Below are 22,837 nucleotides of genomic sequence, written 5' to 3' on the forward strand. Positions count from 1 at the left end.
CCTTGTAGGTTCCCCACCATTGATTTCCAGCTTTTTGAGCCCTTCCGAGAATGAGTCCATAACTCGTCGGAGGAAGGGCTCGAAAAGCCCTCTGCAAATGGCATTTTCAGAGGATGCCAGGATCGTTCGAACCGGCGGCCACCGGTCCGAACGCGTTTCGAGTGAGATCAATCTGCGTCCGGAGCCCTCATTGAGCGAGCTCAGCGCTGAGCAGCGATCCCTCGAAGCGACCTGGCTTGGATATCAAACAGTTGAAAGAGCCCGTCATCAAAGACGCGAGCTCACCTCTACAAGACAGATACAAGCCATGAATCCCACCGAATACGACATTATCGCAATCGACATATCGAAAGATACACTTGAAGCGCTCAGCGACAAGCGAAGTTTCAGCGTATCCAACAAAGCAGACGCCCTTAGCGAGCTGACCGACCACATCGCCACCTTCAAGACGCCCTTGGCCGTCTTCGAGGCGACCGGCGGATACGAGCGAATCCTCATGCAGCAACTCCTCGCCAAGGGCCTCCCCTTCGCCAGGGTCAACCCGGCTCGAGTGCGACACTACGCCAAGAGCGAGGGGGTCAAGGCAAAGACCGACCCCATCGACGCGCGCATGATTCGCAACTTCGCGAAAGAGAAGAACATACGACCCCAAACGCCTCCCTGCGAAAAACGCCAGCAGCTCGCCGCCCTGCTCGACCGCAGAAGCCATCTGAGCGAACAGCTAAGCCGCGAGAAAAACCGGCGGCAAAACAGCGATCCTCTCATCCACCCATCCATCGAGCGCATGATCGCGATCGTGCAGAACGAGCTTGAGACGATCGAAGAGGACATCAGGGAGCTCGTCCAAAGCGACGCGAAGATGCGCTCCCAGCAAGGCATCGCCCTCTCGGTCTGCGGCGTGGGCGAAGTCACGGCTTGGACCCTGCTCGCGCACCTCAGCGAGATCGAGTCCCTCAACAGGAACCAGATCGTCGCCTTGGCTGGAATCGCCCCCTTCAACGACGACAGCGGAAAGACCAAGAAGAAAAGACGCATCCAAGAGGGTAGAGCCAAAGTCAGACGGTGCCTCTACATGGCGACCAAAACTGCTGCGGTGCACAACGAAGTGATAAGACCTTACGTCCAGAAGCTCAGGGACAAGGGCAAGCCGTACAAGTGCGCCATCGTCGCTGGAATGAGGAAGATGCTCATACACATACAAAGCCTGTTCAAAAAACTTAACTTACAGCTTGCTCAGTGACACAGTTGCTCTGCGAACTTCGCGGTTAAGCAAACAACACAGCGCCATCAGACGCGCTCCCAACCAGATCCCATCTGAGTCCATCTGGTGTGCGGTTGAAAAACTGTCTTGGTAGGGCGGACTGGCCCAGTCCGCCGCGGAGAAATGGTCCTGCAACGCGGCTGTCTGGGCCAGACAGCCCTACCCTCTTGAACACAGGAAACAGTTTTAATGGCACCCGTCCAGTTGAGCGATCATCGGTGCCAATCAGTGCTATCGGTGGTAAAACAAAAAGACATCTCACGCGACCTGGATCCGTCTTCGCCTGCGACGGCTACGCCGAGACACGTGGTCCCGCCACTTTATCAGCAATCAGCAATTAGCAATTAGCCATCAACAATCCACCTCCGCGTCCTCTGCGTCCTCCGCGGTTCAAAATTTACCACCCGGTCAAACGCCCTCCCAAGCACACAACCCGATCATCGGTGCCAATCAGTGCTATCGGTGGTTAAAGCAAAATCACATCCCACGCGACCTGGATCCGTCTTCGCCTACGACGGCTACGCCGAGACACGTGGTCCCGCCACCTTAACCGCAATCAGCGATCTCAAAAAAGCCCCTCTGCGAGAACGCTTACTCGCTGGCGATCACGCGGTAGCAGACGGGCGAGTCGATAGGCGTCGGATCGATCAGAGTGGTCGAGGTTTCGCCTGCTACCGTTTCGACAGCTTCCACCTTTTCCCAAGCGCCATCCAAGGAATGGATCTTCCAGAGCGAGAAGGTCGCCCCGCTGCGGTTCTCCACCTCGATGACCGCAAGGCGATTCTCGATTGTGAAGTCCAGAACCTTGACGATTTGCTCCGGAGCGAGCACCCGCAGGTTGAAAGATTCCTCGGTAGTGTGCACGCCGTCGCTCACCGCAACAGTGATCACCACCGTTCCCGTCATCCCCGGCAGAGGCGTCGCGCTCAGGGCCCGTTGATTTCCACTGCCCGTCAGCTTCAAGCCGTGCTGGGAGACAAGCAGCGAATTGGAGGAGCGAACCGACACCTGCAGCGAGCTGCCGGAGGTTTCCGCGTCAGTTACAGTGAAAGCCAAGCCACTCAGCTCCCCATCCCCATCGATGGTATAGCTGCTCTCCAGTCCAGAGATCACTGGGGCTGAATTCTTGGTAACGTTGACCCGCAAGGCGGCGGTGGTGCTGTTCACGCCATCGCTCACCGTCAAACGTAGGGTGGTCGATCCGGAAGCGCCTGCTAGGGTGGCAAAACTTACCTTCCGGCTGGAACCCGTGCCCGTAAAAGAAATGCTCTCCGAGGCGATCAAGCTCTCATTCATGGATTTGCCGGTAACCGTCAGCAGGGAGGCATCGTACTCCCTATCCGCGATCGAGAAAGCGATCGGCCCTACGGTCTTGCCGTCGAACACGTTCACCTCCTGCAAGCTGCCGATGGTTGGGGCAGCGTTCGGCAGCACCTCGAGCGAAAACGAGCGCTGGGCCACTTCCACTCCGTCGCTGATGAGCAAGGTGATGCTCGCTGTACCGGTGGCCGCAGCGTTAGGAGCCAGGGAAACGGTGCCCACTCCCTCTCCCATCTCCACCGACAAACCGGTGAGGGGAAGCAAAGCCAAATTGGACGACAAGGCCTCTACCACTAGCTCTCCGACCGGCGACTCGTTATCCGAAAAGGAAAAAGCGATCTCCGGCACCTGCTCGCCTTGAAGCAGAGAAACATCTTCAATCGCCCCCACCACCGGAGCCGAATTCGGCATCATGCCCACCGAAACATTGGTATAGCCCGAGTAGCCGAAGGCGTTAAAAGCCCGTACCCGATACTCGTACTCGCGGCCAGGAATGATCGAAGCGTCCACAAAAGACTCCGCGTCCGCCTCCACCGTGGCCAGCAAACCGAAACTCTGCCCCATGAGCGAGCGCTCTATCTCGAAGCCATCCTCATTGTCCGAATTGTCCTGCCAAGTCAGCGAAAGCTGCCCCGCCTCCATGCTCGCCATTCCCCAAGAGAAGACGCATGCAGCAAGGGCCCGCTTCCACAGGAAACGTCGGCGAGAAGGCTTTGGGCTGGTGCCATGGTACGTGGCGTGACGTGGGCTCGGCATGATGCCCCACAGTTCGCCTTCCCTAGTAGGTCCTGAAGAGGCACGCCCCAAATTGAGGAACCGCACGCAGGCCTTGAGCAATCACTACGCAAGCCGATTAGGCACTCTCCGCAGCCACTCCTGCGGACTTACTTCACACAGCGAATAAAGGTCAAAATTTGTAAAAACCGCTCCCCTTTCCCAAGCCCCCAGTGTAGCCTCTACCCATGCAGCGAAGGCGATCCCCCAAGGGAGGGACGAGCGATCGCTCAATCACGAATCTGGAGGGACGACTGCCACGTCGTCCGCGCTGCAGGAGCTACCGCTCGATCGCGGATCAGTGATCAGCAATCCGTAATCTCAAATGTGGGAAGTGGCCTTGCGCCACGATTAACAAAAAACTGGGGCTACCGAACAATGCGACGACACGAAGCGAAGCGCAGACACATCCTGCTCCCGAATCTCCCCAACAACGCGACCTGGATCCGTCTTCGCCTACGACGGCTACGCCGAGACACGTGGTCCCGCCACGTTAACCAAAGTGGGGGAAGCTTCCAGCTTCCGCATCTACCCAAGCACGCGACCTGGAAGGTCCCGCCACTATCAATCAATAATCTCAAAAGGATCCCTCCGCGTCCTCCGCGGTTAAGCAAACAACACAGCGTCATCAGACGCGCTCCCAACCAGATCCCATCTGAGTCCATCTGGTGTACGATTAGAACACTGTCCTGGTAGGGCGGACTGGCCCAGTCCGCCGCGGAGAAATGATCCTGCAATGCGGCTGTCTGGGCCAGACAGCCCTACCCTCGCCAATACAGGTCACAGTTTAAATGGCTCCCAACCACACAACCCGATCATCGGTGCCAATCAGTGCTATCGGTGGTTAAAACAAAAATACATCTCACGCGACCTGGATCCGTCTTCGCCTACGACGGCTACTCCGAGACACGTGGTCCCGCCACGTTAACCAAAGTGGGGGAAGCTTCCAGCTTCCGCATCTACCAAAACACGCGACCTGGAAGGTCCCGCCACTATCAATCAATAATCTCAAAAGGATCCCTCCGCGCCCTCCGCGTCCTCCGCGGTTAAAAAAACAGACCAGTCCCTCGCTTCGCTCGATCACTAATCACTAATCAAAACCCAAGGTCTGAGTAAATCTGGTGTAGATTAGAACACTGTCCTGGTAGGGCGGACTGGCCCAGTCCGCCGCGGAGAAATGATCCTGCAACGCGGCTGTCTGGGCCAGACAGCCCTACCCTAGCCAATACAGGTCACAGTTTAAATGGCTCCCAACCACACAAGCCGATCATCGGTGCCAATCAGTGCTATCGGTGGTTAAAACAAAAAGACATCTCACGCGACCTGGATCCGTCTTCGCCTCTGACGGCTACGCCGAGACACGTGGTCCCGCCACCTTATCCGTAAACAGCAATCAGCCATTAGCCATTAGCCATTAGCCATCAACAATCCACCTCCGCGTCCTCTGCGTCCTCCGCGGTTAACACCCCATCCTGCCGCTCGCCTGCGGCGAGCATCAGGTTTTCTCTCACAGGGCGCAGGTTTTTACGTTCCGGGTTGCCAAGAATCCCTGAGGAAGACCAAATTCCCTTTGATCCGACACCTGACTGCAAACGTAACACAGCTATCTGAGCTGAAGCCCTCAAGTTTCACTCAACGCCACCGTAAAAAAGCCTATAAAGCCGCCTCCGCTGGATGCGGATCTCGAATCATGGATCTGTAATCGTTCATCAACTCGCTCCGCTCAATCAGTAATCAGTAATCCAAAATCAGTAATCTCAAGAAAACCTTAGCGACCTCCGCGTCCTCTGCGGTTAAAAAGATCAGCCATTATCCATCCGCCCTCGGCCCCACCACCAACTCCCGTGCCACTCCCAATCTTCAATCTTCCATCTTTAATCTTCAATCCAGCTCCGCTGGCTCCCCACCATCAGCCATCAGCCATAAGCCACCAGTCATCCGATCCTGTCGGCCATCCGCCATTAGCCATCAGCCATCAGTCATTACGAGCAGCCTCGCTGCCAGCGCCCCGCGCATGAGTGCCGACAGCCCCAGCTCTCGTCCCCTCGAGGGAGCCAGCGCCGACTGCCGCGTGATCCGCCCGGCAGACACTGCCCTTTGGGAGGAAGCGATCCATGCGGTGGACGAAGCCTCCCGCTTCCTCTGCGTGGAATGGACCCAGCTGTTGCAAAAGACCTACGGCTACGAGCCGCAGCTCCTCGCCCTGCGCGCCGCGCAAAAGATCCAGGCCGTCCTACCCTACCTCGTCGTTCGTTCGCCCTTTACCGGTACCCGAGCGGTATCGATGCCCTTCTTCGACATCTGCCGGGCCTACGCCACCGACGAGTCCCTCATTCCCCAACTTTACGAAGCCTTCAAGGCGGAAGGCCGAGCCCAGGGCTGGGACTACATCGAGCTGCGCGGCGACATCCGCAAACTCGATATCAGCGAGCCCTCGCTCAGCTTCTACAACCACGTAGTCGACCTCACCGGAGGTCCCGATGCCGTCTTCGAGCGCTTCGCCTCCTCCACCCGCCGGGCCGTGCGCAAGGCCGAGAAGTCAGGCGTGCGCATCGAGCACTCCGACACCCTCGCAGCCCTCAAAGGTTTTTATCGCCTGCAGTGCATCACCCGCAAGCGCCACGGTCTCCCCCCGCAACCCTTTAGCTTCTTCCAGAACATCCTCAGCCAGCTCATACAGCCCGGCAAAGGCACCATCATCTCGGCCTACGTCGACGACCAGCTCGCCGCCGCCAGCATCTACCTCGAGCAAGGCAGGCTGGTGCACTACAAGTACGGCGCCTCCGACCCCGACTACCAGTCTTCCCGCTGCAACAACTCCGTCATGTGGGCAGCCATGAAACATTATGCAAACAAAGGCTTCCATGCCATGGACCTCGGCCGCAACTCCCTCGATAACGCCAGCCTGCGCAAGTACAAGAACACCTATGGGCCCGAAGAACGCATCACCTACTACCACCGCTACGACCTGAAAAACGACAAGATCATGAAGATGTCCGACGACGTCTACGGCTGGCACAACAAAGTCTTTTCCAGACTGCCCATCTTCCTCACCCGCCTCGCCGGCAAGATCCTCTACCGGCATATCGCGTAGCGGTCGCTACGCTCTCAATTACCGGTAAATCGCTAATCACTAATCGCTAATCAAAAACAGAAATCAACAACGCGACCAAGATGGTCCCACCACGTATCAACCCTCAGTAATCCGCCATCAGCCATCAGCCTCACCAACATCCGAGTCCATCTGCGTCCATCCGTGGTTAAAAACAGACCAGTTCACAAACAACCGAATCCAACTCTCCGCGCCCTCAGCGATCTCGGCGGTTAAGACACTCAGCAAATTTCATAATCAACAACTTTAGTTCCTAAGATCACCGATCACCGATTACCGATCCGCGATCTGACCCAGTCAGCACCATGAGCACTCCACAACAGCAATCTTCCGGCCTATCTATCACTCCCGGCGACATCATCTACACGCTCTTCCGCCACCTTAAGAAGATCATCTTCTTCGCCGTACTCGGCGTCATCGCCGGAGCCGCTGTCTTCAAGCTCATGCCCCTGCCCTACGTATCCAACGCCAAACTACTGGTACGCTACGTAACCGAAAGCCAGGACTTCGTCTCCCTCGATAATTCCAATACCGTGAGCCCGGGCGGCCGCGGCGATCGCGTCATGAACGCCGAACTGGAAATCCTGCGCAGTTCCGATATCGCCCTGACTGTAGCTGAAAAAATCGGTCCTCAGACCATTTTGGAGGACAAAGGGCAAGGCACGCCCAACGATCTGAAAGTAGCGGCCGCCAACAGCATTGCAAAGAACATGAGCATCGGGGTTATGGGCCGCGACAGCTCCGTCATCCAGCTCAGCTATTCCCACAACGACCAAGAAGTCGCCCGCAAAGTCCTACAGACCACCATCGACGACTACCTGGACAAACACGTGGAAACCCACCGCTCCAGCGAGGCCTTCAATACCTTCCTGCTGCAACAAACCGACCAACTCAAAACCCGCCTTGCTCAAACCGAAGCCGAACTACAACGTGCGCGTCAAAAGGCCGGTGTTATCAACGTTACCGACGCCAAAATCACCCTCAGCCAAGAAATCGCCCGCATCCGCCAAGCCGTTTTCGAGACCGATGCAGAATTGGCTGAATACCAGTCTGCCCTCGAGTCCTTCCAGCAGCTACAAGCTCCTATCGCAGCAGCCAAAAAAGAAGCCGCGAGCGAGGAAGAGACCCAGCAAAGCGATGCGGAAATTGCGGTCCTAGCCAAGGCCATCGAAGACTTCGAAAACCTACGCTCCTCCATGGATATCATGCGCTCACGCGAACAAGCCCTCTTGCTACAGTTCACTCCCGAGAACACCCGTGTGAAAGCCATCCAAGCCAAGATCACCGACGCTCAAAAGAAAATGGACGACCTCGTGGCCGAACATCCCGGCATTCGGGCCACCGCCATCACTGCAGACACTAAATCAAAAACCGGTCTAAACCCCGAGCTGGAAGCTCGTGCTCAATCCATCCGAATCCGGGCCCTGACATCACGATCTAACACGCTAAAATCCCAACTCGCCGAACTGCGCGAGGAAGCAAAACGCATCGACGCCGTAGAAGCCGAGATCAACGAGCTGGAACGGCGACGCGAGCTGGAAGAAACCAACTACAAGAACCTAGTGGTTAGCCTAGAAAGTACGCGGTTAGAAGAAGACCTACGCGCTAGTAAAACCAATAACATTAGCATCATCCAAGCACCTTCTGTTGGACAGGTGGAGAATAAGAAAAAGCTGCAACTCACCGCTGGCGTGGCTGGTGGCATCGGCATCATCGGTCTAGCGTGGGCGCTTCTGGTCGACCTCCTGCTCGACCGCTCCATCAAGCGCCCCACCGAAATCCAGCGCAACCTCGGTATTCCCCTCTTCATGAGCCTGCCCGATCTCGAGGACAAGCGCTTCCGCAAGACCACTGCCAAGGCCAACCGACTGGCCCTGCAGCAAGCTGGCAAGGTCAAGCAACTGGCATCGGGCAAGAGCAAGGACAAGTACCAACCAAAGTCCCCTACTCTCAAGGCGGCCGCGTTGGCCCGCCCCGAAGAATACGGCGATGGAGACAAGTCCGCGTCCCGCGAGATCGCTCCCTGGGACGACCGCCATGCCCTCAACGGCCATTTCGACGCCCTGCGCGACAAGGTCATCACCTACTTCGAGAGCAAGAACCTGACCCATAAGCCCAAGCTCATCGCCATGACCGGGCTCGGCCAGGAGTCCGGCGTCACCACTATCGCCTCCGGACTCGCCGGCAGCCTTTCCAAGATCGGCGAAGGCAACGTGCTCCTCGTCGACATGACCCTTGGCCACGAGACCGCCCAGCAATTCTACAACGGCAAGAACATCCTCAACCTCGACCAGGTACTCGATCAGGCGACCGAGAACGACGCCAAGATGGAGAACAATCTCTACGTGGTCGCGGAAGGCACCAACGGTACCAAGCTGCCCCGCATCATGCCGCAGCGCTTCAATAAAATCATGCCCAAGCTACGGGCCAGCGACTTCGACTATATCATTTTCGACATGCCACCCGTGACCCCCATTAGCAGCACCCCACGCCTCGCCTCCTTCATGGACGTGGTACTGATGGTCATGGAATCCGAAGAAACCAATAGAGACGTGGCCAATCAGGCACTCGAACTGCTGGCCGACTCCAAAGCCCACCTCGGCGGCATCCTCAATAAAACCAAAAGCCACGTCCCTCGCAAGCTCGAGCAGGATTTGCTCAGCCAAGCCTGAGGAAATCCTGATGACTAATGGCTGATGACTAATCGCTAATTTATATATCTATGGCTCACTACGAAACTTTTGAGGATCTACCCATCTGGCAACTCGCTAGAAAACTGGCGGCATCGATTTATTCGAAGACAAGGACAGGAGAGTTCGCACGAGATCGCGGCTTAAAAGACCAGATTCAACGAGCATCCGTATCGATCGTTTCGAACATAGCCGAAGGCTTTGAGCGTAAGTCAGATAAGGAATTCATCAATTTCCTTAGCATAGCAAAAGGTTCAGCGGGAGAGGTACGTGCACAACTCTACATTGCACTCGACATAAATTACATAACTGAGCCAGAGCAAACAGAGCTGAACGAATCCTTAAAGGACCTTTCAGCTCAAATAGCAGGTTTGATGCGCTACCTACAAAACAAGCAACAAAGATAGATCAGCTCATTATTCATAAGCCATCAGCCATCTGGCGAAGCCAGCCCATCAACTACTAGCCAAACTCCAGAAGCAACCGACAATTAGCCATCAGCGATAAGTCATCAGCCATTCTGAAAAACCAGTGCCTAAACCACCTTCCAGTCCAGTTGACAATGAGTCACCAGCGATGAGCAACCCGCCATCGGAGCAAAGCTCCGTTCAGCCATCAGCCATAAGCCATAAGCCATCCAAAACCGCTAAGACGGTTTTGGCCATCGCTTCCGCTGGCGGCCACTGGATCCAGCTGCGTCGTCTCCACCCTGCGTTCGAGGGGACCCGCTTGATATATGCGACCACCCGTGAGACCTACCGTGGCGAAGTAGAAGCGGATGGCGCAGAATTCCGCGTAGTTCCTGATTGCAACCGCTGGGAAAAGATAAAGCTGATCAAAGCCGCCTTTAAGATCTTTCTATTGCTAGTAAAAGAAAAGCCCGACGTCGTTATATCAACCGGGGCTGCTCCAGGTTATTTTGCCATCCGCCTCGGCAAAATGCTGGGCAAGAAAACCATCTGGGTAGACAGCATCGCCAACGCCGAGGAGCTTTCCCTCTCCGGCAAGAAAGTCGGCCACCACGTCGACCACTGGATCACACAGTGGAAACACTTGGCTCGCCCCGAAGGACCACACTTCTACGGCAATGTCTTAGGTGACGAGGTAGGGGCCACTGTCCCCAGTGGCCCGATTCAACCATCCGGCGCAGCCGGCCCATCAGCCATTAGCCATCAGCCATCAGCCATTCCCAACCGTCACAAAGATCGACTAAATATATTTGTGACGGTGGGGACCGATTTGCCTTTCGACCGTCTCGTCCGCACCCTCGACGACTGGGCACCCGCCCACCCGGAGTTCGAGATCTTCGCCCAAATCGGCGAAACTTCCTATCGCCCACAGAACATTCCCTACACCCACTTTATAGAACCACCCGAGTTCAAACAGCGCTTCCAGCAGTCCGACTTGATCGTGTCCCACGCCGGCATGGGAACCATCCTCTCTTCCCTATCTTTCCAGAAACCGCTTCTAGTCATGCCACGCATCGCGGCCAAAGGCGAACACCGCAACGAGCACCAACTCGCCACCGCTAAACACCTGAAGGAGCTCAACAAAATCAACGTCGCCCCAGACGAAAAAGAGCTCCTCCGAATTCTAGAATCCCTACAACCTCACGATCCCCGATTACCGATTACCGATCCAAGATCTGGCTGTGCCAGCAATCAGCCATCCCTGGTAGGACTACCAGCGAAAGCCCCAATCAACGCTTATGCAGCCAAAAAACTAACGTCTCAATTGAATACGTTAATCAACGCTGACTAGCCAAGCCATGAGCGATAAGAAATCAGCCATTAGCCATAGGTCATCCGAGCAAAGCTCGGCCCCGATCACTGACTCGTCGCGGCGTAGTGAAACGAAGACGGATCCAAAACATAGCAAAAGCTATGTTTTGGTAACTCCTGTCCGCAACGAAGAGAAATACATCGAGGAAACACTCAAATCTGTCACATCCCAGACAATCCTCCCCCAAGAATGGGTCATTGTGAGCGATGGCTCTACCGACCGTACAAACGAGATCATACAAAAGTACCTAAGCGAATTCAGCTGGATTAAACTGATCCAGCTACCCCAAAGAGAATTTCCCAGTTTTGCCGCAGTAGTTGAAAACACGACCCTCGGCATCAACAGTCTCGAAACCAAAGACTATCAGTTCCTAGGGCTTCTCGACTCTGACTTACGTTTCGAGCCAGAATACTTCGAGAAATTGATGATCGAGTTTGAAAAAGACCTCAAGCTTGGTCTCGCAGGAGGGGTAGCGATAGACATCGGGCTTTCAAAAGATGTTCTACCACGCAACAAAAACGACGTACCGGGCGCTCTTCAGTTCTTTCGCAGAGTGTGTTTTGAGGATATCGGCGGCCTAGTCCCTATCCCCGAAGGAGGCTGGGATAGCATTACGTGCACTACAGCCCGCATGAAGGGTTACAAAACACGACTAATAACTCACTTGATCGTTGATCACCTTAAACCTAGGAACTCGATCCACGGAGGAAACTTAAAACGTAAATGGCAAATGGGAGAACGCGACTACGCTCTCGGTTACCATCCTATTTTTGAAATCGTTAAGTGCATATCTAGGCTTTTTCGAGAACGCCCGATCGTAATCGGAAGCATAGCATGGCTCCTAGGCTTCACCAAAGCCACGATAATCGGTAAGCCACGTAAAATTTCAAAGAAACTTATACAACAAACCCGCAGAGACCAAACGAAACGTCTCCTATCAAGATGATTTTACCCAATGACAGCAAAGAGAGCCCAAAACTCTCAATCATCATTGTGAATTGGAACTCTAAGAGCTTTGTAGTAGATTGCTTAAACTCACTCGAAAAGCATTGTTCCGACATCAGCTACGAAGTAATAATCGTAGATGGTGCATCTTTCGATGGATGCGAAGAGGCTCTTAAAATTCATCATCCTAGGGCTAAATACATACAAAGCCACGAGAATATCGGTTTTGGCAGGTGCAACAATCTTGGATTTCAATATGCTAGAGCAGAGTTGATACTTTTACTAAATCCAGATACCGAGGTCACGAAAAACAGTATTCAACATTTGATCAACGTATCACAAGCTTCAAAACATTTCGGCATTATCGGTGCAAAGCTACTCAATACAAATGGCACTCTGCAAACGAGCAGCGTGCAATCACTACCGACCCCATGGAACCAAGCACTTGATTCAAACTTCCTGAGGGCAATCTTTCCAAGATGGCCACTGTGGGGAACACACGAAGCCTACAGTCGCAATTCTCCAACTTCCGTTGAAGCAATAAGCGGAGCGTGCATGCTGATAAGCAGAGAAACCTTCGATAAAGTGGGAGGATTCACAAAGAGCTTTTTCATGTACGCGGAAGACATGGACCTATGCTTTAAAGTGAAACAATTAGGCCTAAACCTAATATACTGTCCGGACAGCGTGATTTTCCATCACGGTGGAGGGAGCTCGAGCGAACAAACTAGCCATTTCTCAGAAATAAAGAAGAGAGAATCCCTTATTAAATATTTCAACATAAATTCTGACAGAAAAACCGCAAACAACTACATAAAACTACAAGCAATATCCGCAAAACTCCGGATACTTTTATCATACCTCTTCGGCAAGAAAGACACTTTGATAAAATGGAAGAAGATAAATAATTTCCTCCTCAAGCAAAAGCCGTGATAACATCCCATCGCAATCACCACAGCTTAGATCTCTGCACTAACCAGAACGAGTCGCTCAATCAAACACGTAGAAGAACATGAAGCTCATAAATCACTATATATATCACACCTTTATCTTAACAATTGCGTCGATACTATTTTGCGGACCAACCGCATACAGTGCAGTCATCGAGAAGCCAACCGAAGACAACACAGGTCCAATATCCGATTATGAGACGCTCAAGAAGAATTCAGTTTCAGGCAACTACTATCTCACGACTGAAGGCATGATCTTCGAAAAATATCTAATGACCGGCGGAAACCTTATTGTAACCGCCAACAACATTACGATCAAAGATGGCCTCCATGAAAATGGCTCCTTCTTCAACATCCTGATACACGACGGGGTTACGGGAACCAAAATAGAACACGTAGAAATGATTGGAGCATCCTCAGAAGCAATCAGAGGCGGAGACTACACAGCCAAGTACCTCCATATACACGACCAGATAGGCGACGCCATCAAACCCAAAAACAACGTAACGATCGAAAGTTCCTTCTTCGAGCGCCTAGGTAGTGCAAAGGGGGCACATGCTGACGGAATACAAATAATGGAAGGATTTTCCAATATTCAAATCCGCTACAACAATTTCGAAATGCCCCCTGGATTAGACGGATATGCGAACTCCCAGTGCATAATCATACACCCAACCGTCAGCAATGTCACCATCGACTCAAACTGGATAAACGGCGGCGGACATTCAGTCAACATTAACCCCGACACGACAGAAATAGAGCTCACCAACAATGCCTTCGGGTTCGATTTTTCATTCAGCCCTGGCGGAGGAGCTACAGCCTACATAGCCTGTAACACATGGCAAAAAGCTGGAACCTACGGCGGTGTAGCCTATGAAGCCGGCGACCTACTCCCCGGTCAATCCAGTTCGAACGACTGCCAGAAGGGCATACATACACCCAAATCTCCAAGCAATTTAAGGAACCAAATGGGTGAACAACCTAAATAAGCCTCTTACAGTATGCAATCCAACAAAATTAGCAAAATAATTGGAGCCACGTATGGCGACCCGTATTCGGCTTCAACCTATTCAGGAGTCCCATTCCACGTATTCGAATCTCTTGAAAAAAACAGTGTCGAAGTATCCCGCATAAATCTCGAACGCTATAACAAACTCGATTTTATAACGGGACTAATTGATATCAATCGCAGCCTAGCAAACATGCGCCCACGCAAGAATCCGTACTGGCGGTACTTACCTTCAAATATCGAACGACTAACTAAACGAACAGAATCTATTTACAACAACATTGGACCTGCAGACGCAATTCTACAGATCGGAGTAGCAGGAATCCCTAAACACAATGCACCATTCTGCTCACATGTAGAATTTTCAATTAAATCAGCCGCTAACGACCCGGTATTCTCCGTGAACTACGGATTCTCTCATTCACGTGCCAAATACCTCGCAAGAGCGATTGAGGGTGAAAGAATATTCCTAGAGTCAAACGATTTAATCTGGACCAACAGCGAATGGACTGCATCTACCTTCGAGCACCACAAACTAAACAAAGAAAAGTTCTGGATCCACCCCCCGCCATGCAACCTAACAGACCCAGGTCCAATTGAAAAAAAATGGGACGAACCAAATATATTGTTTGTTGGCAAAGACTGGACAAGAAAAGGTGGACCTCAACTCATCACAGCATTTAAAGCCCTAAAACAAAGGTACACAAAAAGTACCTTAACAATTATCGGTTGCGATCCCAAAATTAGAGAACCAGGAGTGCGCGTCTTAGGTTTTTTGGACAAACGTAAGAATGATGAGCTTAACTTGATTCAGAAAGCGTATAAAGACGCAACAGTCTTTTGCCTGCCAAGTGCTTGGGAAAGCGTCGGTATAGTATACATGGAGGCCGCAATATTTAGCATACCAACCATCATGTACAAAGGGCAAGGAAGGGACAAGATATTCCCATCAAGCATGTTCAAGCACTTAACAGAGGTAAACCCAAACGAAATCGTCGAAGTGATCTCGTCGCTTATCGAAAACCCCCAAGAATCAATGGCACTAGCTAAAAAGGCCAGACAATTCGTATTAAGCAACTTTTCGTTGCAGGCATTTACAAACAAGCTAACTTCACAACTTTCGTTGATCAAAAAAACAATTTAAAATGCCACAGGAAAAAGCTAAAAAACAGTCTAAACTACGAAAAATAGCTGGGCGTGCTAAGTTTTACATATTCGACCATTGGCCGTACTACCCAATGGAGATGCTATCGAAAAAAAGAAGAGTTAATCTTCGCAAAGATATACCCACACTACGCCAAATTGATTGTGCTGAAGATTCAGAATGCGAAATACACGTACTTTGCAGCCTGTCACACCTCGACATGGGAATCTGGTCCACATGGAGCTTTAAGAAATTCTACCCTAACTATAAGTTGTACATACACTCCGATGGTAGCCTCCAAGAAAAGCACATCAAAGAGTGGAAAAGGATACTACCAGGCAGCGAACTCATTTCGGAATCAGATAGCGATCAACAATTCAACAGTCTCCTATCTGCAAAATACCCCCATATTAGCAACTTCAGAAAAATAAACCCCTATAGCAAAAAGCTAATCGACTTTCATCTATTCGGAAGAGCAAAAAAGATACTAATGTTCGATTCTGATGTACTTTGCTTCAGGGAACCGACTGAAATAACAAAAGCCATCAAATGCAAAGAACGCTTCATAGCGTGGAACAAAGATACGAGAAACGCTTATCCATGCACAATTGATGAATTCGCTAAATACACAAACATAAGAGTATTAGAGCTATTCAATTCAGGGCTAGTGGTAACAAAGAGATTCGACAATAAACACTTCGAATTCATAGAAACGATTCTCGAAAAGCTAAACACAAAAAACATCAACAAAACGAACAATCTTGAACAAGCACTTTACGCCTTCTGTGCAACTCGATTCGAGAACGCCGAACCCCTTCCAGACAATTATACAGTATATCTAGGAAAGACTAAAAAAACAACACCAGTACGCCACTATGTGGGTGTGAAGAGAATCCGACCACGTTTTTTCCTCGAAGGACTTAAAAGAACCTTAAGTGAACATCAAGAATAGGCACCGTAGAACCTGAAGCGACGAACTAACAAACAAAGCACGACACCCAAAATGCCCTTCTTCTCGATTATTATACCTACATACAATCGACCAGACTACCTGGATATCGCAATAAATTCAGTTCGCGACCAAACCTACAATGACTACGAACTAATCATAACCGACGACGCCTCGTCAGACACTAAAACTCGCACACTGCTAGAAAATTACGTCAATTCCAGCTCTAACATAAAGGCCATTTTTCATCAAAAAAACTTAGGCATATGTGAAGCAAGAAACAGTGCACTAAAAATCGCCAAAGGAAAATACATAGTGCTTCTTGATAGCGACGACTACATATTCCCATGGACCCTACAAACATACTTCGATACAATAACGAAGTTCAATTTCCCGTCTTTCATTGCAGGACCCTCAGCAGTAATGCACGAAGACTGCAAGCAACCCAAAAGCTACGAGGTAAAGAAACTACAGGCCGAACGATTCAAAAATTACTTTGAATACAGAAACTCTACAAAAAACTGGTGGTTCGCACCCTCTGGAACCGCGATAAAAAAGGAATCAATTGACAGAGCAGGCAGGTTTTGGAGCGGACGAGACATCTGCGAGGACATAGACCTCTGGCACAAATTAGGGATTGAACCAAATTTCATAAAAATCAATTCCCCAAACACCTACGGATACAGAGTTCACAACGGTGGCATACACAATAACCTAAAACCATACTACTCGGGTCTACTTCGAATGATCCACCAGGAAAAAAGCGGGATCTACCCTGGAGGAAAAGCATACAGGAAGTTAAGAAATTCGATTCTATACACTCATGTACGCATGCACACAATCGAGATGCAAGAAAATGGATTATACAAACAAGCCATCAAGCTCTACATAAAAACCCTCACCGCCAACATTACACTACTTCGCATCAAATATCTTTTAGGATTCTTAATGCTAATACCATACAACTTGATCAAAGGCCCTAAAAACAGACCACCACTCACAAAGCTGTGAATATTTATTCTTACCTAGTTCTTACTATAGCCTCTTTCTTTATCTTATCAGGAAATAGAAAAACAGCCATTGCAGCCTTTGTCATCGCAATTTGTTACATCATCCCCGGTCAAGGAATAAAAATTGCAGGACTAAGCTTCCCAGCAGCAAGGCTTCTCCTGATAATCCTGTATGCACGCACTAGGATCAGAAACGAGAAAAGCAACGCCCCACCCCTCCAGAATTATCTAAACATTACCTTCTGCGTCTGGCTACTTTTCGCAAGCCTGTTCCACAGCTCCATCGAAGGAGCTGGTTTTGTATACAGCGCTGGTATAGCTCTAGACCTGCTATTGATCTTTTTCGTTTTCACAGCTACAATCCAGAACACCGAAGACTTGAAGCAACTTTTTGTAGTATTCTCCATATGGCTAGTACCAATAGCCATCGAAATGATCCTCGAACAGTCACTCCACAAAAACTTTTTCTCAGCAATATCCGGGCAATCCGATCATGTACTAATCAGAAACGGAACAATTAGGTCACAAGGGCCCTTTCGACACCCCATCACGGCAGGAAACATCGGCGCCACCTGCTTGCCATTTTTCATTGCAATCATCAACACGCATAAAGCTCGGGCAATCATCGGCATAATTTCTTGTATAGTAATTGTCCTCATGAGCGCCTCGAGCGGCCCGATCCTTACACTAATAGCAGCTTTCATAGGCATGGCAGCATGGAAGTACAGAGCGAGCATCCATAAAGTAAAAGCCTACTTCATAGCAATTTACATACTTTTGGAACTCCTGATGAGCCAACCGGCCTACTACCTGATAGCAAGAATCGACCTTACAGGAAGCAGTACCGGGTGGCATAGAGCTCGCCTAATCGAATCATCGATAGAACACCTATCTGAATGGTGGATATTCGGGACCGACTATACACGCCACTGGATGCCAACCGGTGTGCCATTCTCAGAGAACCATACCGATATAACGAACTACTACCTCGCATTCGGCGTAATGGGTGGACTACCTCTAATCATAATCATGCTGACGATTCTATACAAAGCCTTCCAACGCATTGAATCGTACGTCAATAGTAATAAAAAATTACTACAACATGACAGATACATCGCGTGGTGTACAGGAGCTAGCCTCTTTGCCCAAGCTGTAACAAGTATTTCCGTATCACACATGGCACAAGCGGTAGTTTTCTTTTGGATGACAATAGCAATCACTACGATTTTCTTTACGGACGGACATACAAATTTAGAAACAACAAACTAATGATAGAGCCATACACGATAGTAACAGCATCAAACGACAACCAAATGCTGTCCGACAACCTGCTCAAATCCAAGGCAATAAGCTCAGCTACCGATGTGATAGTACAGAAGGGATACCAGAGTGCATCCAAGGCATATAATGACGCCATTGAGAAATCTAAGACAGACCTAATCATATTCACACATCAAGACATTTACCTGCCGCCGAATTGGTGCTCAGAGTTATACAAATCAATTTCCATACTTGACGTCAATTCCAGCAAATGGGGAGTTTTGGGAGTTTGGGGCGTGAGCACAAGCGGGATTCACACTGGGTTTATGTATTGCAATGCCTTTGGTGATAAGATGGGACAATCCTTCGAAAGCCCGAAAGAAGTCCAAACACTCGATGAAGTAGTCTTAGTAATAAGAAAATCCAGCGGACTGAGATTTGACAACAATCTACACGGTTTTCACCTCTACGGTAGTGATTTATGCCTCACAGCTGATTCAATGTCTCTCAAGAATTACGTTGTCAGCGCCTTTTGCGTACATAACTCCACAAACTACCACGCCTTCCCTAGAGACTTCTGGTCTTCCTACAAGTACCTACGCAAGAAGTGGATCAAAAAGACACCCATACACGCATCCTGCACCACTATTACCAAGTCGATGAAACCCATGATCACTTCAATTATAGAGCGAAACATACGTCGCATCATTAAAGGCGGAGCCCAAAAACCAAGGATAAGAGACCCGAAATCCTTCTACTCCGACGTGCTAGAAACACAAGCAAACGACTAGCATACAATCGCATATGATCCACAACAATCCAGCCCGAAGCAGCTTTCTCGATGCTCCAGCTTTCAGACCTTAAACGCAGATACGCAAACTCCTCTCTGGCACAGAGATTTGCAAAAGGGAACATTTGGACACTCGTAGGCACCCTTACAGAACGCGCATTCAACCTTTTGACTTCGATTATTGCAGCTCGAATACTTGGTAAGTCTACTTTTGGCGAGTTTGGTATCATTCAGAGCACAATAATGATGATGGGGGTTTTCGCGGGCTTCAGCATGGGCGTCGCCGCAACTAAATTCATCGCACAGTATAGAGATTCGTCGCCAAATAAAACGGTTCAAGTACACTTCATCGCAACAACTATCGCATCTACAGGTGGAATCGTAATGTGTGTCGCACTTATACTTTCAGCACCGTTTCTTGCTGCGGATCTACTAGAGAATCCACAATTGGAACCGTACCTAAAGGTCTCGTCAGTGCTGCTTCTGCTGACTGCAATTTCAGGGGTTCAAAACGGAACACTTGCTGGATTCGAGAGTTTTAAAACAATTGCTAAAATTCGCTTTATCTCCGGTTTTTCGTGTGCATTCACTGTTATAAGCTCTGTGTATTTCTGGAAATTACATGGAGCTGTGTTTGGACTTATAGCAAACCAAGCAATAATACTCGCACTCTATAGTTTTTTTATTCGCAGAGAACTCGCAAGACGAGGCGTAAGAATCAAATACGAGGAATTGCTCACTAACAGCAAGCCTATATTCAAGTTCACAATACCAGCAGTAATGAGTGGACTGCTAACCGCACCTGTAAACTGGATTTGTTTTTCGATCATATCAAGAACGCCTGGGGGTGCCGAAGAAATAGGATCTTTCAATGCCGCCAACCAATGGTTCACTGCAGTAATATTTATACCGAGCGTCCTAGGACAATCATTACTCCCAATCTTCTCCGAACGAATCGAAGGTAACACTAAAGACACCTTAAAAGTGCTCGGATGGTCAATGAGAATCAATGGTCTTATCGCACTACCGATTATTATCCTAGGAAGCATATTCAGCCAACAAGCAATGTCCCTTTACGGACCCGATTTTAGAGACGAGTGGCCAACTATGGTGGTAGTCTTGGCATCAGCAGCGTTACTATCAATACAAACACCAATCGGACACTTGATTACAGCTCAAGGCAAAATGTGGACATTGAGTTTAATAAACCTTTTCTGGGGAGGCACTACCATATGCTTAACAGCAATTTACTCAGACCAAGGCTCACTTGGGTTGGCTTCTGCACGCTTAGTCGGTTACTTGGTGCTTGTAATATTTTCGGTTATAATTGCGGTGAAATTTGTGAGTCGAAAGCAGCAAGACACAATATCTGAACAACCGTAACGAAATCTAACACTCGATAAATCCAAACCTAGAAAACACCCAAATACTCGATTCGACTTTCTGAGAGACTGTCCAATAGATCCTAACTTGCGAGTCTTCTGACTATGAGCCTTATCATTGCCAAGTGTATCATAGCTTACGAAGTGCAGGCTTTGGTCTCGCGATCCACGACCAATCTTCCTTGCTGCGAGAGCCAAGCGAAGGTCCGCTCGACCACCCAGCGAAGTGGCAGCAGCTTCAAGCCTTCGGACTTGTCGCTGCGACGGATGATTTCCAGCTGGACCTTCCGGTGTCTGGAAATTTCGGATGTAAGCGTTTCGCCAAGCGCCTTGCCGTATTGCTTGACTGAGCATCTCGGTTCGTAGCGATAAGCGTCGTAGGTTTCATAGCTACGACGTTTACGACTACGCCGCGCTTTCCTTTTTCGATTTCGCTACGGCCGCGGGAGTGAACTGCGGGATTTGCCAGTTCGTTGACTCGGGCAAGCGAAGCGTAAACGGTACAAAATCCACCTCCTAAACGATTGATCGGTAAGCGGTACAAAATCCACCGATAACGTCCGAAAAGTCGTAAGCGGTACAAAATCTGCCCCTTAGGCTGGTCTTGACTTCTTCCAGTTTGCCGGGGTCAGAGCCCTGAGCTCTTGCTCCTGCATGATGCCGGTGTTCCGGCTCAGGACGTCTTGCAGATATTCAAGCGGCTGGATGTCCAGGCGTTGGCAGGAGATCAGGATCGAGTAAAGGATCGCCGCGCGATCGCCGGCTTGGGGATGACCTACGAAGAGCCAGTTCTTCTTGCCGACCGCGGTCGGCCGGATGGCGTTCTCCATCCAGTTGTTGTCGATCGCGACGTGGCCGTGACGCAGGTAGGTCGAGAGGTAGCCCCAGTGCGAGAGCGAGTAGTCGCAGGCCTTGGACAAGCCGCTTGACGGAAGGCCTCCACGTCTGAGGATTCCCAATACGCGGCGGATGCGGGCGTGAGCGTTGGCGGACCTCTTGAGGCGAAGGGCCAAGGCTGCTTCCGCGTCGAGGCCGTTCTCGCGGATCTCGCTTTCGACCTCGTAGAGCTTGGCGACGAGCTTGAGGTAGACGCCGCACTCGCGCGGGAAGCTCTCCTTGGCATCGAAGAACTTGCGCCGGGCGTGCGCCCAGCAAGCGGCCAGCTCGATCGCCTCGCTGGACTTCTGCAGCTTCGGGTACGCCTCGTACATGTCGGCCTGGACCACGCCCTCGAAGCCTTCCAGGTGCGAGGTGACCGAGGCGTGGCAGCGCCCGCCGCTCCACTTGTACCAAACGTCGCCAAGCGGCCGGGTCATGCCGCAAAGGTAGCCGGTTTTCGTGCTCTTCTCCCCGTAGTCGGGATCCTGATACTTTATCGGCGTCTCGTCCACCTGGACGTATCCGCCCTCGAGAAGGTCGAGGCGCATATGGTTGTAGATCGGCTTGAGCCATTCGGCGACCTTCTCGACCCAGCGGACCAGGTTCTGGCGGCTGACGGCGAAGCCGTGGCGCTTGTAGATGGAGCATTGGCGGAACAGCGGCAAGTGGTCGAGGAACTTCGAGACGACGACGTAGGCGAGCAGCTCCGCCGAGGCCAGGCCTTCCACAACGCGAAGCGGGGCCGGGGCCACGACTGGCGCCTTGGACTTGTCTCCAACTTTCCGATACTTGGGGCGGACGATGCGGCGGCGGTAGAACTTCGGCGGATCGACCTTCACCTCGTAGGTCTCCTCCTCGCCGATGCGTTCGTAGCTGGAAGGCTCCGCCTTCACCTCATCGGGCTCGACTACCGTCTCCTCGAGGACCGGAAGGTGGCCGTAGAGCTCGTCGCGAGTCTTGCGCGAGGGCTTTGCCTTGCGCTCGTAGGACACCTTCTGCGGCGGCTCGGCCGCCTTGGCTTCCTCGAGCTTGCCCAGCAGGAGGTCGAGTTGGTTGAGGTCGACCTTCTCGGACTTGCCTCCGGCGAAGACCTGGCGGCGGAACCACGCGATCTGGGCCTCCAGCTCGGCTACGCGGCCTTTAAGCGTCGCGTTCTCGGCTAGGACTTCCTCTATCGGCGGCATCGCGTATCTGGATAGAGGATACGCGGTCCGGATCAACGATTTTCTTCAGCGTTCGTACCAGGCCTTGGCCATCCCGTCCTTGAGGTCTATGCCGCCGAGCAGCATCGACAAGGCCTCGCTCTTGAGCCGCAGCTTTCCGCTGGCGGCGTCGCTGGGCCTGGGCCAGGTGAAGCCGCCCTTCTCCAGACGCTTGGCCAGCACCCAAAGCCCGGTGCCGTCGAAGAAGAGTATCTTCAGGCGGTTGCGCCTCCTGTTGGAGAAGACGAACATCCCGCCCTGCAGCGGGTTTTCCTTGAGCTGGTTGGCGGCGACGGCGTAGAGCCCGTCGAAGCTCTTTCGCATGTCCACCGGCTCGACCGCCAGGAAGATGCGAACCGCGGAGGAAAAGCTCAGCAT

At 51.2% G+C, this 22,837-nt stretch carries 17 protein-coding genes and 2 pseudogenes; 15 read left to right on the forward strand and 4 right to left on the reverse strand.

From position 1 onward, the window contains the following. The first annotated feature begins 97 nt into the window (after positions 1–97). Entirely contained in the window at positions 98–1,240 is a 1,143-nt protein-coding gene (locus tag IEN85_RS16315; protein WP_224772532.1) for an IS110 family RNA-guided transposase, read from the forward strand. 612 nt (positions 1,241–1,852) lie between these two features. On the opposite strand, the gene IEN85_RS16320 is transcribed toward IEN85_RS16315, so the two are convergent. Further along, the gene (locus IEN85_RS16320; protein ID WP_191618174.1) at positions 1,853–3,337 is read right to left on the reverse strand and encodes an Ig-like domain-containing protein; all 1,485 of its coding nucleotides are present in this window, start codon (positions 3,335–3,337) and stop codon (positions 1,853–1,855) included. Positions 3,338–5,369: 2,032 nt separating this feature from the next. Here IEN85_RS16320 and IEN85_RS16325 point away from each other — a divergent pair. From IEN85_RS16325 to IEN85_RS16390, 14 genes and pseudogenes are all read left to right on the forward strand, one after another. Then, complete coding sequence (locus IEN85_RS16325; RefSeq protein WP_191618175.1) at positions 5,370–6,449, forward strand: lipid II:glycine glycyltransferase FemX; 1,080 nt, start codon at positions 5,370–5,372, stop codon at positions 6,447–6,449. Between the two features lie 323 nt (positions 6,450–6,772). Continuing rightward, the gene (locus IEN85_RS16330) at positions 6,773–9,139 is read left to right on the forward strand and encodes an exopolysaccharide transport family protein (protein ID WP_191618176.1); all 2,367 of its coding nucleotides are present in this window, start codon (positions 6,773–6,775) and stop codon (positions 9,137–9,139) included. A 50-nt stretch (positions 9,140–9,189) separates the two neighbouring features. Further along, positions 9,190–9,564: a four helix bundle protein gene (locus IEN85_RS16335; RefSeq protein WP_191618177.1), complete on the forward strand. Its 375-nt coding sequence runs from the start codon at positions 9,190–9,192 to the stop codon at positions 9,562–9,564. A 280-nt stretch (positions 9,565–9,844) separates the two neighbouring features. After that, positions 9,845–10,252, forward strand: a pseudogene (locus IEN85_RS25000) (UDP-N-acetylglucosamine--LPS N-acetylglucosamine transferase); the annotation flags it as partial. A 132-nt stretch (positions 10,253–10,384) separates the two neighbouring features. Beyond that, positions 10,385–10,918: pseudogene (locus tag IEN85_RS25005) on the forward strand (glycosyltransferase); the annotation flags it as partial. Positions 10,919–10,925: 7 nt separating this feature from the next. Beyond that, positions 10,926–11,885, forward strand: coding sequence for a glycosyltransferase family 2 protein (locus IEN85_RS16350; RefSeq protein WP_191618178.1), 960 nt, complete (start codon positions 10,926–10,928; stop codon positions 11,883–11,885). After that, positions 11,882–12,817 (forward strand): glycosyltransferase family 2 protein, encoded by a 936-nt coding sequence (locus tag IEN85_RS16355; RefSeq protein ID WP_191618179.1) that lies wholly within the window; start codon positions 11,882–11,884, stop codon positions 12,815–12,817. The genes IEN85_RS16350 and IEN85_RS16355 overlap by 4 nt, the downstream gene beginning before the upstream one ends. Positions 12,818–12,896: 79 nt before the next feature. Continuing rightward, positions 12,897–13,823 carry a hypothetical protein gene (locus IEN85_RS16360; protein WP_191618180.1) on the forward strand — a complete coding sequence of 309 codons (927 nt, stop codon included), beginning with the start codon at positions 12,897–12,899 and terminating at the stop codon, positions 13,821–13,823. 12 nt (positions 13,824–13,835) lie between these two features. Continuing rightward, on the forward strand, positions 13,836–14,987 hold the full coding sequence (locus IEN85_RS16365; RefSeq protein WP_191618181.1) for a glycosyltransferase family 4 protein: 1,152 nt from the start codon (positions 13,836–13,838) through the stop codon (positions 14,985–14,987). Position 14,988: 1 nt separating this feature from the next. Continuing rightward, positions 14,989–15,939: a hypothetical protein gene (locus IEN85_RS16370; RefSeq protein ID WP_191618182.1), complete on the forward strand. Its 951-nt coding sequence runs from the start codon at positions 14,989–14,991 to the stop codon at positions 15,937–15,939. A gap of 51 nt (positions 15,940–15,990) precedes the next feature. After that, entirely contained in the window at positions 15,991–16,947 is a 957-nt protein-coding gene (locus IEN85_RS16375) for a glycosyltransferase family 2 protein (protein WP_191618183.1), read from the forward strand. Beyond that, positions 16,944–18,215 carry a hypothetical protein gene (locus IEN85_RS16380; RefSeq protein ID WP_191618184.1) on the forward strand — a complete coding sequence of 424 codons (1,272 nt, stop codon included), beginning with the start codon at positions 16,944–16,946 and terminating at the stop codon, positions 18,213–18,215. The genes IEN85_RS16375 and IEN85_RS16380 overlap by 4 nt, the downstream gene beginning before the upstream one ends. Continuing rightward, positions 18,215–18,997 (forward strand): glycosyltransferase family A protein, encoded by a 783-nt coding sequence (locus tag IEN85_RS16385; protein WP_191618185.1) that lies wholly within the window; start codon positions 18,215–18,217, stop codon positions 18,995–18,997. Before IEN85_RS16380 ends, IEN85_RS16385 begins: the two co-directional genes overlap by 1 nt. Positions 18,998–19,047: 50 nt before the next feature. Further along, a complete protein-coding gene (locus IEN85_RS16390; protein WP_191618186.1) occupies positions 19,048–20,379 on the forward strand; it encodes an oligosaccharide flippase family protein in 1,332 nt (443 codons plus the stop codon). Positions 20,380–20,515: 136 nt separating this feature from the next. On the opposite strand, the gene IEN85_RS25010 is transcribed toward IEN85_RS16390, so the two are convergent. The 3 genes from IEN85_RS25010 to tnpB form a co-directional block, all read right to left on the reverse strand. Continuing rightward, a complete protein-coding gene (locus IEN85_RS25010; protein ID WP_425503173.1) occupies positions 20,516–20,620 on the reverse strand; it encodes a hypothetical protein in 105 nt (34 codons plus the stop codon). 351 nt (positions 20,621–20,971) lie between these two features. Continuing rightward, positions 20,972–22,441 (reverse strand): IS66 family transposase, encoded by a 1,470-nt coding sequence (tnpC, locus tag IEN85_RS16400; protein ID WP_191616992.1) that lies wholly within the window; start codon positions 22,439–22,441, stop codon positions 20,972–20,974. Between the two features lie 45 nt (positions 22,442–22,486). Beyond that, the coding region (tnpB, locus tag IEN85_RS16405) for an IS66 family insertion sequence element accessory protein TnpB (RefSeq protein WP_191616993.1) at positions 22,487–22,837 on the reverse strand (351 nt) is incomplete at its 5' end.

The organism is Pelagicoccus enzymogenes (assembly GCF_014803405.1).
Taxonomy (GTDB): Bacteria; Verrucomicrobiota; Verrucomicrobiia; order Opitutales; family Opitutaceae; genus Pelagicoccus; species Pelagicoccus enzymogenes.

Excerpts from the sequence above, each read along its gene's own strand:
- IEN85_RS16315 (WP_224772532.1), top strand. The coding sequence starts at position 98 with ATGGCATTTTCAGAGGATGCCAGGATCGTTCGAACCGGCGGCCACCGG.
- IEN85_RS16320 (WP_191618174.1), bottom strand. The coding sequence starts at position 3,337 with ATGCCGAGCCCACGTCACGCCACGTACCATGGCACCAGCCCAAAGCCT.
- IEN85_RS16325 (WP_191618175.1), top strand. The coding sequence starts at position 5,370 with ATGAGTGCCGACAGCCCCAGCTCTCGTCCCCTCGAGGGAGCCAGCGCC.
- IEN85_RS16330 (WP_191618176.1), top strand. The coding sequence starts at position 6,773 with ATGAGCACTCCACAACAGCAATCTTCCGGCCTATCTATCACTCCCGGC.
- IEN85_RS16335 (WP_191618177.1), top strand. The coding sequence starts at position 9,190 with ATGGCTCACTACGAAACTTTTGAGGATCTACCCATCTGGCAACTCGCT.
- IEN85_RS16350 (WP_191618178.1), top strand. The coding sequence starts at position 10,926 with ATGAGCGATAAGAAATCAGCCATTAGCCATAGGTCATCCGAGCAAAGC.
- IEN85_RS16355 (WP_191618179.1), top strand. The coding sequence starts at position 11,882 with ATGATTTTACCCAATGACAGCAAAGAGAGCCCAAAACTCTCAATCATC.
- IEN85_RS16360 (WP_191618180.1), top strand. The coding sequence starts at position 12,897 with ATGAAGCTCATAAATCACTATATATATCACACCTTTATCTTAACAATT.
- IEN85_RS16365 (WP_191618181.1), top strand. The coding sequence starts at position 13,836 with ATGCAATCCAACAAAATTAGCAAAATAATTGGAGCCACGTATGGCGAC.
- IEN85_RS16370 (WP_191618182.1), top strand. The coding sequence starts at position 14,989 with ATGCCACAGGAAAAAGCTAAAAAACAGTCTAAACTACGAAAAATAGCT.
- IEN85_RS16375 (WP_191618183.1), top strand. The coding sequence starts at position 15,991 with ATGCCCTTCTTCTCGATTATTATACCTACATACAATCGACCAGACTAC.
- IEN85_RS16385 (WP_191618185.1), top strand. The coding sequence starts at position 18,215 with ATGATAGAGCCATACACGATAGTAACAGCATCAAACGACAACCAAATG.
- IEN85_RS16390 (WP_191618186.1), top strand. The coding sequence starts at position 19,048 with ATGCTCCAGCTTTCAGACCTTAAACGCAGATACGCAAACTCCTCTCTG.
- tnpC (WP_191616992.1), bottom strand. The coding sequence starts at position 22,441 with ATGCCGCCGATAGAGGAAGTCCTAGCCGAGAACGCGACGCTTAAAGGC.